The sequence below is a fragment of the Marinobacter sp. VGCF2001 genome (assembly GCF_049943275.1).
Classification (GTDB): Bacteria; Pseudomonadota; Gammaproteobacteria; order Pseudomonadales; family Oleiphilaceae; genus Marinobacter.
This window is the reverse complement of record NZ_JBNFVX010000004.1, coordinates 123,692-136,375: the sequence shown is the minus strand read 5'-3', so window position 1 is coordinate 136,375 and position 12,684 is coordinate 123,692. Positions and strand designations below refer to the sequence as shown.

The 12,684-nt window shown below is 58.5% G+C and carries 14 protein-coding genes; 6 read left to right on the top strand and 8 right to left on the bottom strand.

From position 1 onward, the window contains the following. The first annotated feature begins 85 nt into the window (after positions 1-85). From ACP2AU_RS07330 to ACP2AU_RS07320, 3 genes are read left to right on the top strand one after another with little or no spacing between them, the layout of a single operon-like run. Positions 86-445 (top strand): hypothetical protein, encoded by a 360-nt coding sequence (locus tag ACP2AU_RS07330; RefSeq protein WP_426375456.1) that lies wholly within the window; start codon positions 86-88, stop codon positions 443-445. Positions 446-503: 58 nt separating this feature from the next. After that, positions 504-1,670 (top strand): GNAT family N-acetyltransferase, encoded by a 1,167-nt coding sequence (locus ACP2AU_RS07325; protein WP_426375455.1) that lies wholly within the window; start codon positions 504-506, stop codon positions 1,668-1,670. A gap of 47 nt (positions 1,671-1,717) precedes the next feature. Then, positions 1,718-2,380 (top strand): hypothetical protein, encoded by a 663-nt coding sequence (locus tag ACP2AU_RS07320; protein ID WP_426375454.1) that lies wholly within the window; start codon positions 1,718-1,720, stop codon positions 2,378-2,380. Between the two features lie 6 nt (positions 2,381-2,386). Here the strand turns inward: ACP2AU_RS07320 and ACP2AU_RS07315 are convergent, their stop codons facing one another. From ACP2AU_RS07315 to ACP2AU_RS07300, 4 genes are all read right to left on the bottom strand, one after another. Then, the gene (locus ACP2AU_RS07315; protein WP_426375452.1) at positions 2,387-2,602 is read right to left on the bottom strand and encodes a dodecin; all 216 of its coding nucleotides are present in this window, start codon (positions 2,600-2,602) and stop codon (positions 2,387-2,389) included. A gap of 194 nt (positions 2,603-2,796) precedes the next feature. Then, positions 2,797-4,104 carry a hypothetical protein gene (locus tag ACP2AU_RS07310; protein WP_426375451.1) on the bottom strand — a complete coding sequence of 436 codons (1,308 nt, stop codon included), beginning with the start codon at positions 4,102-4,104 and terminating at the stop codon, positions 2,797-2,799. Between the two features lie 85 nt (positions 4,105-4,189). Then, positions 4,190-4,501, bottom strand: a complete 312-nt coding sequence (locus ACP2AU_RS07305) for an AzlD family protein (protein ID WP_426375450.1) — start codon at positions 4,499-4,501, stop codon at positions 4,190-4,192. Continuing rightward, positions 4,491-5,237 (bottom strand): AzlC family ABC transporter permease, encoded by a 747-nt coding sequence (locus ACP2AU_RS07300; RefSeq protein WP_426375449.1) that lies wholly within the window; start codon positions 5,235-5,237, stop codon positions 4,491-4,493. Before ACP2AU_RS07300 ends, ACP2AU_RS07305 begins: the two co-directional genes overlap by 11 nt. Before the next feature lie 303 nt (positions 5,238-5,540). Between ACP2AU_RS07300 and ACP2AU_RS07295 the strand changes: the two genes are divergently transcribed. Further along, positions 5,541-6,638: a Leu/Phe/Val dehydrogenase gene (locus ACP2AU_RS07295; protein WP_426375448.1), complete on the top strand. Its 1,098-nt coding sequence runs from the start codon at positions 5,541-5,543 to the stop codon at positions 6,636-6,638. A 90-nt stretch (positions 6,639-6,728) separates the two neighbouring features. Then, on the top strand, positions 6,729-8,141 hold the full coding sequence (locus tag ACP2AU_RS07290; RefSeq protein ID WP_426375447.1) for a sodium-dependent transporter: 1,413 nt from the start codon (positions 6,729-6,731) through the stop codon (positions 8,139-8,141). 7 nt (positions 8,142-8,148) lie between these two features. On the opposite strand, the gene ACP2AU_RS07285 is transcribed toward ACP2AU_RS07290, so the two are convergent. From ACP2AU_RS07285 to ACP2AU_RS07270, 4 genes are all read right to left on the bottom strand, one after another. Beyond that, on the bottom strand, positions 8,149-9,051 hold the full coding sequence (locus tag ACP2AU_RS07285; protein ID WP_426375446.1) for an NAD-dependent protein deacetylase: 903 nt from the start codon (positions 9,049-9,051) through the stop codon (positions 8,149-8,151). Positions 9,052-9,066: 15 nt separating this feature from the next. Next, on the bottom strand, positions 9,067-9,798 hold the full coding sequence (locus ACP2AU_RS07280) for a spermidine synthase (RefSeq protein WP_426375445.1): 732 nt from the start codon (positions 9,796-9,798) through the stop codon (positions 9,067-9,069). 4 nt (positions 9,799-9,802) lie between these two features. Next, entirely contained in the window at positions 9,803-10,363 is a 561-nt protein-coding gene (locus tag ACP2AU_RS07275; protein WP_426375444.1) for a DUF1415 domain-containing protein, read from the bottom strand. Positions 10,364-10,622: 259 nt separating this feature from the next. Beyond that, entirely contained in the window at positions 10,623-12,209 is a 1,587-nt protein-coding gene (locus tag ACP2AU_RS07270; RefSeq protein ID WP_426375443.1) for an ABC-F family ATPase, read from the bottom strand. A gap of 180 nt (positions 12,210-12,389) precedes the next feature. On the opposite strand from ACP2AU_RS07270, the gene ACP2AU_RS07265 reads away from it, so the two are divergent. Next, entirely contained in the window at positions 12,390-12,668 is a 279-nt protein-coding gene (locus ACP2AU_RS07265; protein ID WP_426375442.1) for a peptidylprolyl isomerase, read from the top strand. The last annotated feature ends 16 nt before the right edge of the window (positions 12,669-12,684 follow it).

Below are 12,684 nucleotides of genomic sequence, written 5' to 3'. Positions count from 1 at the left end.
ACCTTTACACCGGCCTGACACCATCTGACGCTGCCCGGGCGTACTATGTTTCACGTCCAATGTGAAAAAACAGGAGATAGCACCAATGAAACCACACACCACCCTGATGGCCGCCGGCGTAATGATGGCCAGCCTGCTTGCCGCCAGCCCCGCAGCTCTGGCGGGTAAATATGGAATGCACCACGAAAACGGAAAATGGGACAAGCAGGAACTGTGCGAGAATTACCGCAGCGGTCAGGGCCCCTTTGATCGCCAGGCACGCCAGGCGGAGATGGCCCAGCAACGGGCTGAGATGGCTGACCGCCTGCAACTCAGTGAAGAGCAGCGTCAGATCTGGAGCGAGATGCACCAGGAACGCCAGGCAAGGCACGAACAGCGGATGAAACGGTGGCAAAAGACCATGGAACAGCGCTGCAGCGGCACCGCAGGCAAAAGCAAGAAGTGATCAAACGGCGTTTTCTGGCGTATGGTAGAAGGTCAACATCCATAACCCGAACCTATTCATGTCAGAAAACGCCCTGAATGACCTTACGCTGGAGACCCGCCCCCGAATTGCCGAGATTCCGGAACGGGACTGGCAAAGACTGGCCGGCGTCTCCAACCCGTTTCTTCGCTACGAATTTTTCCAGGCCCTGGAAGACAGCGGCTGCACGCGTGCCGAGACGGGCTGGACCCCCAACCATCTCGTTTTCAAGCGCGGTGACCGCATTGTCGGCCTGGCCCCGGCGTATCTGAAAACCCACTCCATGGGCGAATACGTGTTTGACTGGGCCTGGGCCGAGGCCTACCAGCGCTACAATCTGCCGTACTACCCGAAACTGCTCATGGCCATTCCTTTTACGCCCTCGGCCGGGCCCAGACTGTTGCTGGATAACGACGTGCGCCAGCAACTTGCCCCCGAACGCCTCCACGACCTGCTGGACACCCTGACACATCAGCTGGGCGCGCACTCCTGGCACTTACTGTTTCCGGATGCACAGGATCAGCGATTGCTGGAGCACCAGGAGCAACTGCACCGCATTGGCTGCCAGTTCCACTGGCACAGCCATCAGTATCGCAGCTTCGAGGATTACCTGGCGGCTCTGAACTCCCGCAAGCGCAAGTCTATCCGCAAAGAGCGCCGACAGGTGGCGGAACAGGGCATCACCTTTACCCGTTTTCAGGGCCGGGATATTCCCGATCATGTGCTGTCTGCCTTCTACGTGTTTTACCAGGCCACCTATCTGAAACGGGGCCAACGGGCCTATCTGAACAAGGCATTCTTCGAGCAGTTGCGTGAACGGTTACCGGAGCATATGCACCTGATCATGGCCGTCAAACAGGGCGAGATGATTGCCGGGGCGCTCTTCCTGGCAGGGCAAACCACCCTGTATGGCCGTTACTGGGGTTGCCTGGAAGAATACAGCCACCTGCATTTCGAGACGTGTTACTACCAGGGTATCGAACTGGCACTGGCTCTGGGGCTCAGCCACTTCGACGCCGGTGCTCAGGGAGAGCACAAACTCGTTCGGGGATTCGAGCCAGTCATCACCCACTCCTGGCACAGCGTCCAACACCCGGGGTTCCGCGATGCCATTGCCCAGTTCACCCGGGAAGAGGCAGAACAGGTACAGGCCTACTTTGCCGAAGCCAACACTCTGCTGCCGTTCAAGCAGCAAAACAGCCAATAGCTTCTATACTGAAGGGCCACGACAGGAATGAAATCGGGCAAACCAGCATGGATACCGGCCTGCCAGAAAACCTACTCGCCACACTGTCGCCATCACTGCTGTTGGCGCTCGGTGCTGCTGTGCTGGCGTTGCTTGCGCTTATCTACGCTGCTCGCGCCCGGCGCAATGTCCAAGAGCAACTCAGCAGGCTGAAAGAGAGATCAGACGCGCTTTGGCGGGAAATGGATGAGATCCGGGTCAGCCATTTCAACCGCGCGGAGCAACACCCACCGGCCGGCACGGGTTCGCTGGATCAGGCCCGCTACCGCACGGAGCTGGCAGCTTATCGCAAGATCTGGCCCACCATCTGGCACCTGCATGAACGCCTGGGGCAGTTTCTGCGGACCGTAGAAACCGGAGAGGCCGCATCTGACTTGCGCCTAGAGGCCAGAAACGCGGCCCTTGAGGCCCGCAGTCATCTGAACCAGCATCGCCCCTTCTGCCACGAAACAACCGAAGAGTTACTGACCCGGCTGATCGATGTGGAAATCAAAGCGCACCTGGCTGCGTGCCAGTACCTGGACCTTGTTAAAGAAGTCCGACACGGTGCTTCCGACCACGACCGCCGGGTGCTGCACGACAAGTTCCACAGCCTGCATGAGGGCGAGGCGCGGGAGCTGCTGAATCACCTCGTCACAGCCATCCGGCATCGCACTATCAGAAGCGGCTAAGCTTGCTTAGCTGCCGGCAATCCGGAAACCAATCTTCAGGCCCACCTGATAATGGCCAACCTTTCCGTCGACAATGTGGCCACGGGTTTCCGTTACCTCGAACCACTCCATATTGCGAACGCTTTTCCCGCACTCATCCAGCGCGTTCTGAATGGCATCTTCAATGCTCGTCTTTGATGAGCCGACGATCTCCACTTTTTTGTAGACATGGTGATCAGACATGACGGTCTCCTTTTTTCAGAAAATTGATACCTTCAGCCTAGAAGCCAGTACGAGCTTGGGCAAACTACCGCGCTTTAACCAACGTCATCCATCGGCCGTCAAAAGAAGTATCGTCTTGCCGGTAGCATTCTGCGGCCTCCGAGATTTTTGGGAGGCCACCCCAACCCAGAGCTGGCACTGCTTCGGTCTCATATTCAAAGCTTGGCGAATTCCAGATACCGACTGGCCGCCTGCTTCTTCTCATCCTGGCTACCCAGCAACTCCAGCCGCAGCTTGTCGATGATCTTCAGATAGCCATCCAGGGGAGACGTCTCCTCGCCCTGCTCCTTCGAAGCCTCGATAAATGCCTGCTGTTTCTCGCGAATTTCGTTCAGTTTCTCCAGCGCGTTTTGAATTGCCGCAATTCGCGCCGAGACAGCGCCACTCATCTCTGACTCATCATTGCGAACACCAAGCGCGGTTTCCACCGCCGGGGCCGACCCGGTGTTCTGCTCCGCCAGATCCAGCTCTTCCAGAGTGCGAACCTCGCCATCGGTGGTCAGATAAATGCCCGAAGCCTTGATCTGGCCCAACGGCACGCCCTGCGGATTGGTGAGGGTGAAGCGATCATCCACGCTGTCAACGTACAGAGCCTGCACGCCAACGTCTGCCAGCGAGCGCAAATCCTGGCCGCCATCCGCCGTCTGCACCCACACGGATAGAGACTCGAAAATCTCGTCGTTGGCATCTATCCAACGGTTACCGTCGTCATCAAACGCCGCCAACTCACTGAAACCCGACCCGCTCGCCGGCCCGAACAATTCGCTGCCATCGTCCACTTTACCGTTGCCGTTGCGGTCAAAAACCAGATATCCGCTGCCCGTCCCCAGAGAGGCGAACTGGGCCGTCTCGCCGTTGCCCGTCATGTCGAATTCAAACAGGGTGTCGGTCAGCCGTGCGGTAGAGGCACCGAAGTTGATCACCAGGGGATCGGTCAGGGGGCGTTCCTGAATCTGCACCAGCTCGGAATATTCATAGCTGCGCGACTGGGACTGGCGGAGCGACAGCGTAAAGTCGATGGTTTCGCCACTATCAAGCGTAATACTGCCGGTGGAGGCGAAACTCCGGGTTTCGCTTTCGGAGTAAAACATATAGCGACCGGCAGAAACCGAAAGGCTTTCCGGCGACTCCGCTGCGGCTTCACCCCCGAGGGCAGCACGGCTGACCGTCAGAGCTTGTTGCCCCATCAGGAACAGCTCTGACGACTTTTCAATCAGTTCCGAACTGCTGAAGGTGGCCGTCTTGTTGTCTCCGGTCACCTCACTGGTGCTGGAAAACGCCAGCTGCTCCTGGCTTGTATAGCCATAGGCCGCCTGCCGGAACAACGACAACTCGGTGCCCCGATTGTTCTGCCCTTGCGCTGCGGGAGCCGCAGACTGGCGTATTCTCAACTGGGAACTGTCGAAGGACGATACCTGGCGGCTGCTGTCCTGGAACAGGGAAATCTGGCTGGATGAAATCATGGTTCGGTACCTCAGTGACACTGGGTCACTTGACGGCACCATTGCCGAAAACTTGAGCAGTTTTTAAAGATCATTGCCGGAGAGGTCAGAACAAATAACGAACCATTGCGGCGGCCAACAGGCCAATTGCGATAGCGGGAAGCGGCTTGTGCAGCACCAGCATGGCAACCGCCGTAGCCACCAGTGCCGCCAGCGCGCCCGGGTCGCCACCCACTGCCATGGGTACGATGATGGCGATCAAAACCGAGCTGGCCATGGTATTGATAAAGCTCTCCACCCGCGGGTTAATCCGCACGAACGACATGACATACACGCCGCCAAAACGGGTCAGTAAGGTGACCACGGTCATGATCGCGATTAACGCCAGTACCCCGGCCGGTGAGGTCTCAATCGTCACCGTTTACCTCCTCGTCCGGCTCAGCGGGTGTATTGTTCGTCTCTAACCAGAAGAGGCCGACCGCACCGCCGGCCATCGCACCAACCACCACGTGCATATTGGGCGGCAACCACTTCCATGCCGCAAGAGAAGCCACTCCGGCCACAAACCAGGCGACCAGCACCCGCGGGGACTTGTTGCCACCCAGCGCCATGGCCAGAAGGAAGCAGCCCAGCACCATATCCAGCCCGAGAGCCTTGGGATTGGCCAGCAAACCACCGAAGTAAACGCCCAGTGAGGTACCCACAATCCAGGCCAACCACAGCACGAGCCCTCCCCCGACAATGACTTCGAGGTTACGGCGGCCATTCTGGTAGTCCTGGGCAGAGACCGCCCAGTTGGCATCCGTCAGCAACAACAACAGGCCGTAGCGTTGTCCGGGAGGGACATCCTTGAGCATGGGGTACAGCGATGCGCCCATCAGCAGATGTCTGGAATTGATCGCGAACACGACGGCCATCAACGGTAGCACCGACACCTCGGCACCCCAGAGATCCATCACCGCAAATTGCGAGGCACCGGCGAACACCGTGGTGCTCATCAGAATGGACTCCAGTGGTGTCAGCCCCGCCTGAATGGCGGCCAGACCAAAGGCAGCACCGAACGCCACCACAAATAAAGAGATGGGAAGCAGGCGGAAAAACTCGGATCGAACTTTCCGCAGCTGGAACTGATATGAATAGGAGGCGACAGACATCTGTAGAAGCTAAGCCTGTTGGTGAAAAACGCGTATCAGTAAAAACCACAACACCCCTGTTTTTTTTTCTCACCGGAGCTCAGCCAGTTAGATGCGTTCATCCACAATATCGATGACACGCCCGCAGTACATTATTGACGTTTACGTAAACTTGAATTAGCTTGAAACCCGTCAGCCCCAAAAGGGCGCCCGACCAATCCTCGGGACCGACACCTGAGATCGACGCCCTGGCCACAAGCCAGACGGACAACAACAAGACTGACCCTGCAGCCGGGATCCGGCGGTACGGAAGAGGATTTCAACATGCTGTTCAGCCATCCAGAGTTCGACAATCACGAGCACCTTTCATTTTTCTGCGATGCCGAGACCGGCCTCAAGGCCATTGTCGCGATCCACAATACGTCACGGGGCCCCGCCCTGGGCGGTTGCCGCATGTTTCCCTACGCCAACGACGAAGAAGCCGTGCGTGATGTCCTGCGCCTGTCGAAAGGCATGACCTACAAATCGGCACTGGCCAATCTCGACCTGGGCGGGGGCAAATCTGTCATTATCGGCGACCCACGCCAACAGAAAAGCCAGGCCCTGCTGGAAGCCATGGGCAGGCATCTGGAGGGCCTCGGCGGCCAGTACATTGCGGCCGAAGATTCCGGCACCAGCGTGCCGGACCTGAAAATCATGGGGCACCATACCCGGCACGTGGCAGGCGTTGCCTACCGAACCGGCTTTGACGGGCAACCCAGTACCGGTGACCCCTCTCCGGTAACCGCTTACGGCACGTTTATCGGCCTGAAAGCGGCGGTCAGGCATAAATTTGGCAGCCATGACCTTACCGGGCTGAAAGTCGCCATTCAGGGCGTTGGCAATGTCGGGTTCCGGCTGGCCCGGCACCTGAAGGAAGCCGGCGCGGAACTCTGGGTGTCCGATATTCACGAAGACAACCTGCAACGGGCCATTGAGGAGCTTGGCGCCCGGGCCGCCAATGCCGGGGATATTCTCTCCCTGCCGGTCGACGTGGTCGCCCCCTGCGCCATGGGCGCGGTGTTGAACGATCGCAGCATCCCCGGCATCAAGGCCGGCATTGTGGCGGGGGCTGCCAATAATCTGCTGGACCGCCCCGAGCACGACGCCCTGCTCAAGCAACGGAACATCCTTTACGCACCGGATTTTGCCATCAATGCCGGGGGGATCATTGATGTGTTCTACGAGCGCACAGGAGGCAGCCCCGACACCATTCGTGCCCACGTTGACACCATCGGCGATACCCTGGCCGAGATATTCACCCGCTCCGACCGCACGGGCCTTCCCACCGGCGAGATTGCCAACGAACTGGCCGAGGAGCGTTTCAAAAAACACACCACAGGTGCCTCGCTGGCGCCTGAACGGTTGTCCCGCACTGGTTAACCTGACGCCAGTGCTTCCCCTTGGGAGCCGCAGTTTCTGCGGCTCTCTTTTTAACCCCTGAAACAACAACAAGACCTCCGGGAGAAAACCATGTCTGTCTCACCATCCGGTTCTGCTGCCAGCAAAGGCAGTCTTGAGGGCTCCAACGCCCAGCGCGGGCTCTGGTCATCACGGCTGGCGTTTATTCTTGCCGCCACCGGTTCCGCCGTGGGCCTGGGGAATATCTGGAAATTTCCCTATGTTACCGGCGAAAACGGTGGCGGTGCCTTTGTGTTGGTGTACCTGCTGTGCATTGCCATTATCGGTATCCCCATCATGATGGCCGAGGTGATGATCGGTCGTCGGGGTGGCCGCAGCCCGGTTAACAGCATCAAGGCCATCGCCCGGCGGGATGGTCTGAACCCGGCCTGGAAACTGGTCGGTGCCGTCGGCATTCTGGCCGGCTTTCTGATCCTGTCGTTCTATTCGGTGATCGGTGGCTGGGCCATTTCCTACGTGGGCACCACGGCCAGCGGCCAGCTCTCCGGCCAGACCGCGGATGCCGTAGGCGCGATTTTCTCGGGCCTGCTTAGCAGCCCCGGCACTCTGCTCCTGTGGCATACCGTGTTTATGGCTCTGGTCATGCTGGTGGTGGCAAAAGGTGTGCGCTCGGGTCTTGAGCGAGCGGTCAGTATCCTGATGCCCGCACTCTTCGTGCTGTTACTGATAGTGGTGGGCTACGCCATGACCACCGGCCACTTTGGGCAGGCAGCGGCCTTCCTGTTTCAGCCAGACTTCTCCCAGCTCACCACCTCCGGCATTCTGGTGGCCCTGGGCCACGCGTTCTTCACTCTGAGCCTGGGTATGGCGGTGATGATGGCCTATGGTTCGTACCTGCCCAAAAACATCTCCATCGCCAAAACCTCCGTTACCGTCTCGGTCATCGATACGGGCGTCGCCCTGCTGGCCGGGCTGGCCATCTTCCCGATCGTGTTCGCCAACGGTCTTGAGCCGGGCGCCGGCCCTGGCCTGATTTTCCAGACTCTGCCGCTGGCCTTTGGCCAGATGCCCATGGGCTCGCTGTTTGGCACGCTGTTTTTTGTGCTGCTGATCTTCGCCGCCTGGACCTCCGGTATTTCCCTGCTGGAGCCTATCGTCGAGTGGCTGGAGGAACAAAAAGGCATGAACCGCACCGTCAGCACCCTGGGTGCCGGCGGCGTGTGCTGGGCGCTGGGCATTACCTCGATTCTGTCCTTGAATCTGTGGGCGGATTTTGCGCCGCTGGGCTTCATTCCCATGCTGGAAGGCAAAACCATTTTCGACCTGCTCGACTTCTTTACCGCTAACATTCTGTTGCCACTGGGCGGGCTGCTGGTCGCCGTGATGGCGGGCTGGGTCATGTCGAAACAGGCGATGGAGAAGGAACTGGCACTGTCGCCCGGTATGTTCAATCTCTGGTTTGTCACCGTTCGCTTTATCACCCCCATTGCGGTGGGCGTGGTGTTCATCTACAACCTGGCGTAAACGGCGTTTACAACTGATCGAGGGAGACCTTCAGGGTCTCCCCGATGCCCGCATTCAGTTTCAGGTCTGCCAGATCCTCGGCGCGGGTACGCCCAAGATTGAGGGTGGCGATGGGTTTCTGCCATTCCCGAGCATAGCGGCAGAAGCGAAAACCGGAATAAACCATCAGCGACGAACCAATCACCAGAAGGCCGTCGCTGGCTTTCAGGGTATCCAGAGCCGAATACACCCGCTCCTTCGGAACAAAGTCCCCAAAGAACACCACATCCGGTTTCAGAATCCCGAGGCACTTCGGGCAGTCCACCAGGCGGAAATCCTCGAAATCCACATCCAGATCGGCATCGCCGTCCGGTGCCGTGTCGGCGGTATATTGCCGGAACCCCGGGTTCAGGTCTGCACAGCGGTCGTGTACCTCATCACGCTGACACCGGTAACCACAGCTCATGCACACCACCTCATCGGCACGCCCGTGCAGATCCGTCACGGCCCGGGTGCCCGCTCTCTGGTGCAGCCGGTCGACATTCTGGGTAACCACCAGGTTGCTGTGGTTAAGCCGTTCCAGATCGGCGATAAAGTGGTGGGAGGGATTAGGCGAGGCGTTGCGCATGACTGGCCAGCCAATCAGGCTGCGGCCCCAGTAGCGCTGGCGGGTATGGAAATCCTCCATGAAGGCTTTGTGCTGAACCGGCTGCTTGCGTTTCCACGCGCCCTCGCCATCCCGATAATCCGGTATGCCCGAATCGGTACTGACCCCGGCCCCGGTCAGAATCATCAATCGGGGATAACGGTGAATAAACTCCGCCAGCAACGCCCCGGCCTCGCCCGGCGTATGCAGCACCGGCGGCTGATCCGGCTCCGGCAGACGCTGGCTGGAGCTGAAAGGTCGACTGCGGTGCGTGGTTACAGGCATACGGACTCCGGCTTATCAGCCCGGCTTGCGGGCCACATACACGGTGTTGAACGATTCCCTGTTCTGAAATGGATTAAAGAAGGATACGACATGGCAAGCCACATCGATGAACACCTCGTTCAGAACCGCCATGAACTCGCTGTCCTCGCCCTCGTTCGACCACATGGCGAACACGCCCCGGGGCTTCAGTTGCCGGGCCATCTTGCGCAGGTTGCTGGCCGTATAAAAACTGGCGCTGGAATTGTGCAGAAGCGCCCGGGGTGAGTGGTCGATATCCAGGAGAATGGCATCGAATGCCTTGCCGGGCTGCTCCGGATCGAAACCGCCAACCTCGGGATCGGCAATCGCAAGGTCGAAGAAGCTGCCGTGAATATAACGATTTCTGGGATCAGCGTTCAGGTCTTTCCCCAGAGGCACCCGCTCCTGCTGGTGCCAGCCGATAACCGGTTGCAGATACTCAACCACAAGTAGCTCGGCAACCCGCTCGTGCTTAAGCGCTGCTACGGCGGTGTAACCCAGGCCCAGACCACCGACAACCACACGGAGGTTCTCGCCTTCGGTTTCCCTCAACCCGATGTCCGAGAGTGCCACTTCGGCATCCACGAACATACTGGACATCAGGAACTCCTCGCCCAGCTTCACCTCATAGATATCCCGGTCGCCAATGGCCGGTATCCGCCGCCTGCGCAGAGTGATCTCACCGATCACCGACGGCTGGCTGTCAATCTGTTCGAAAAGCAGTCCCATCTGTTCAAACCTTGCCAGTGGATTCAGCCAGGCAGGAGCGCAGAATACCGCGCATTTTCTCCGAACCCAGTTTGTTCATCAGTTCAATATTTCTCCGGGGAATACCATCCACATCCGGATAACTGTCAATCGCGGCTTCCAGGCTCGCTTCCCTTAACAGATGTAGCATGGGAAACGGTGACCGATTCGTGTAATTCTCCGCCGCATCCGGCCCGGTGCCCTCAAACTGGTAATCCGGATGAAAACTGGCAATCTGGTACACCCCTTCCAACTCCAGATACACCAACAAACCGTCGGCCGCATCCAGAAATTCATTGTAGGGCCCGAAATCCTGCAAAACACCCGGGTGAATCAACAGGGTGGTTTCAATCTCCGGCTCGTCTTCCAAGCGCTGAAGTTCCGAGTGCAATGCCTGCAGCAGCTCGTCTTCCGTTTCGGCTTCCGACACAACAAAACGAACCCGGTTCCGGACCAGTTCGCGTTTGGCGAACGGACAAAGGTTATAGCCCACGACAACGTCTTCCACCCATTTCCGGGTAGCACTAATTACTTCAGTCTCGCCCATCTTTTCCGTATCCGTTCTTTTATTTGAGCCTCGCTCACAGGTTGGAGCGGGCGTGTGGGGCTGGCTTTCCAAAACTGTGCGGAGCCAGGGGTGAAGAGCGAAAAGCTCTTCACGGGCAGGCCATGGACGGCCTGCCCAGGACCCTCTGCGCGACGCAGGAGCAATAAGCGCAGAGGGGCGGAGCCCAAGCGTCACATGGATGTGCCGCAAGGAGCGTGTTTTGGGAAGCCAGCCCCACATGACCGCCTGCACCCACGCCTCAGAGGTAACCCTGGCTCCGAAGGTAATCATCATAAGAGCCACTGAAATCAGTCACCCCATCAGCCTTAAGCTCAATAATTCGCGTAGCCAGCGAAGAAACAAACTCCCGATCATGGCTAACGAAAATCAGTGTACCCGGATAGTTCTCCAGCGCCAGGTTCAGCGCCTCGATGGACTCCATATCAAGGTGGTTCGTGGGCTCATCCAGCAACATGACATTCGGCTTCTGCAGAATCAGCTTACCAAACAGCATCCGGCCCTGCTCTCCGCCCGAGAGCACCCGGACTGATTTGCCAATTTCATCGCCGGAGAACAACATCCGCCCCAACGTACCGCGCACCAACTGCTCGCCCCCCGCAGTCCACTGGGCCATCCAGTCGGTGAGGGTATCCTCACGGGCAAAATCGGCGGTGTGGTCCTGAGCGAAGTACCCCAGCTCGGCACTGTCGGTCCATTTCACTTCGCCGGCATCCGGCTCATAGGCGCCCGCCAGGCATTGCAGAAGCGTGGTCTTACCAATGCCGTTGGGGCCAATAATGGCCACGCGCTCCCCCGCCTCAATCTGCAAATCCAGGTTGTCGAACAAGGGTTGCTCACCAAAGCCCTTGGTCAGGCCTTTCAGGGTGACGGCCTGGCGATGCAGTTTCTTGCCCTGCTCGAACCGGATAAACGGGCTTACCCGGCTTGAGGGCTTCACCTCTTCCAGCTGGATCTTGTCGATCTGTCGGGCACGGGAAGTTGCCTGCTTGGCCTTCGAGGCATTGGCCGAGAACCGGCTGACAAACTGCTGCAATTCGGCAATCTGGGCCTTCTTCTTGGCATTATCCGCCAGCATCCGTTCCCGGGCCTGGGTCGCCGCGGTCATGTATTCATCGTAGTTGCCCGGGAACAGGCGCAATTCGCCATAATCCAGGTCCGCCATGTGAGTGCACACGCTGTTCAGGAAGTGACGGTCGTGGGAGATGATGATCATGGTGCTGTTGCGCGCCACCAGGATACTTTCCAGCCAGCGGATGGTGTTAATGTCCAGATGGTTGGTGGGCTCGTCCAGCAGCAACACATCAGGATCGGAGAAAAGCGCCTGAGCCAGCAATACCCGCAGTTTCCAGCCCGGGGCGAGAGCACTCATCGGGCCATTGTGCTGTTCCAGGGGGATGTCCAGACCCAGCAACAACTCGCCGGCACGCGATTCAGCCGTGTAGCCATCCATTTCCGCAAACTGCACTTCCAGGTCTGCGACGGCCATGCCGTCTTCTTCACTCATTTCCGGCAGCGAATAGATCCGGTCGCGCTCTTTTTTAACGCCCCACAGTTCCTCGTGCCCCATGATCACGGTATCGATCACCGAACAATCCTCGTAGGCGAACTGATCCTGGCGCAGTTTACCCAGACGGGTACCCGGCTCGAGCATGACCTGGCCCGAGGAGGGTTCCAGATCGGCGCCGAGAATCTTCATCAGCGTGGATTTGCCGCAACCGTTGGCACCGATCAAACCGTACCGGTTGCCGTTGCCGAACTTGGCGGAGACGTTTTCAAACAGGGGGCGCGCCCCGAACTGCATGGTGAGATTGGCCGTGGAAATCAAGAAACAAACCTGTCGAAGTGAGGGCCGGCAAGCGCCGACGAAAAGAAAGCCGGCATTGTACAGGTTTGCACCAGAGACTGTGAGGCCGCAGAAACACCAACAAAAAGCACTTGCCTCAGGCGGCCACTGAGGGCAGCATTCCGGGTTGAGTTCCATTCAACCAACGACAGGAAACGAATCATGGCACAAGCAACCGCACGCCACATTCTGGTAGAGAGTGAAGCGAAATGTGAAGAATTGAAGAAAGCGATCGAAGGCGGCCAGGATTTCGCCGAAGTCGCCAAGCAGCATTCTTCCTGCCCGTCTGGCCGCAACGGCGGCGATCTGGGTTCTTTCGGCCCCGGCCAGATGGTACCTGAGTTCGACAAGGCCGTGTTCAGCAGCGAACTGAACACCGTGATTGGCCCGATCAAGACCCAGTTTGGCTACCACCTGCTGGAAGTGACCAGCCGCAGCTGATCCCTTGAGAGGACTG

What these genes read in the sequence shown, in the direction of transcription:
- ACP2AU_RS07295 (WP_426375448.1), top strand. Translation starts at nt 5,541, where the DNA reads ATGCTGTTCAGCCATCCAGAGTTCGACAATCACGAGCACCTTTCATTT.
- ACP2AU_RS07280 (WP_426375445.1), bottom strand. Translation starts at nt 9,798, where the DNA reads ATGGGACTGCTTTTCGAACAGATTGACAGCCAGCCGTCGGTGATCGGT.
- ACP2AU_RS07315 (WP_426375452.1), bottom strand. Translation starts at nt 2,602, where the DNA reads ATGTCTGATCACCATGTCTACAAAAAAGTGGAGATCGTCGGCTCATCA.
- ACP2AU_RS07325 (WP_426375455.1), top strand. Translation starts at nt 504, where the DNA reads ATGTCAGAAAACGCCCTGAATGACCTTACGCTGGAGACCCGCCCCCGA.
- ACP2AU_RS07265 (WP_426375442.1), top strand. Translation starts at nt 12,390, where the DNA reads ATGGCACAAGCAACCGCACGCCACATTCTGGTAGAGAGTGAAGCGAAA.
- ACP2AU_RS07330 (WP_426375456.1), top strand. Translation starts at nt 86, where the DNA reads ATGAAACCACACACCACCCTGATGGCCGCCGGCGTAATGATGGCCAGC.
- ACP2AU_RS07275 (WP_426375444.1), bottom strand. Translation starts at nt 10,363, where the DNA reads ATGGGCGAGACTGAAGTAATTAGTGCTACCCGGAAATGGGTGGAAGAC.
- ACP2AU_RS07285 (WP_426375446.1), bottom strand. Translation starts at nt 9,051, where the DNA reads ATGCCTGTAACCACGCACCGCAGTCGACCTTTCAGCTCCAGCCAGCGT.
- ACP2AU_RS07290 (WP_426375447.1), top strand. Translation starts at nt 6,729, where the DNA reads ATGTCTGTCTCACCATCCGGTTCTGCTGCCAGCAAAGGCAGTCTTGAG.
- ACP2AU_RS07320 (WP_426375454.1), top strand. Translation starts at nt 1,718, where the DNA reads ATGGATACCGGCCTGCCAGAAAACCTACTCGCCACACTGTCGCCATCA.
- ACP2AU_RS07300 (WP_426375449.1), bottom strand. Translation starts at nt 5,237, where the DNA reads ATGTCTGTCGCCTCCTATTCATATCAGTTCCAGCTGCGGAAAGTTCGA.
- ACP2AU_RS07310 (WP_426375451.1), bottom strand. Translation starts at nt 4,104, where the DNA reads ATGATTTCATCCAGCCAGATTTCCCTGTTCCAGGACAGCAGCCGCCAG.